At 42.2% G+C, this 351-nt stretch carries 1 protein-coding gene; it reads left to right on the top strand.

What is annotated here, in order from left to right; translation table 11 throughout:
- Positions 1-351 (top strand): GDP-mannose 4,6-dehydratase (locus tag ACFRAE_RS17810; protein WP_422798519.1); only part of this gene is annotated, 351 nt, incomplete at both ends.

The following is a 351-nucleotide window of genomic DNA, read 5'->3' as shown; positions in this document are numbered from 1 at the left end:
AAGGATCATGCAAAGGCCATTGATTTGGTGTTTCATCAAGGAAAAATTGGAGATTCTTACAATGTTGGAGGCTTCAATGAGTGGCAAAATATAGATCTAGTGAAAGAACTGTGCAAGCAGATGGATGAGAAATTAGGAAGAGCCCCTGGCACTTCTGCAGAGCTGATCACCTTTGTTAAAGATCGTCCTGGTCATGACCTTCGGTATGCGATTGATGCCAGTAAGATCAATCAGGAACTTGGTTATCAGCCATCAGTTACTTTTGAACAAGGCCTGTCTATCACCATCGATTGGTTTTTAACGAATCAAGACTGGTTAGATCATGTGACCTCGGGCGATTATCAGCAATAC

This window comes from Sphingobacterium sp. HJSM2_6 (genome assembly GCF_049316305.1).
In the GTDB taxonomy this organism is placed as follows: Bacteria; Bacteroidota; Bacteroidia; order Sphingobacteriales; family Sphingobacteriaceae; genus Sphingobacterium.
Note: the sequence above shows the minus strand (reverse complement) of the source record. Positions and strands in the feature narration are given on the sequence as shown.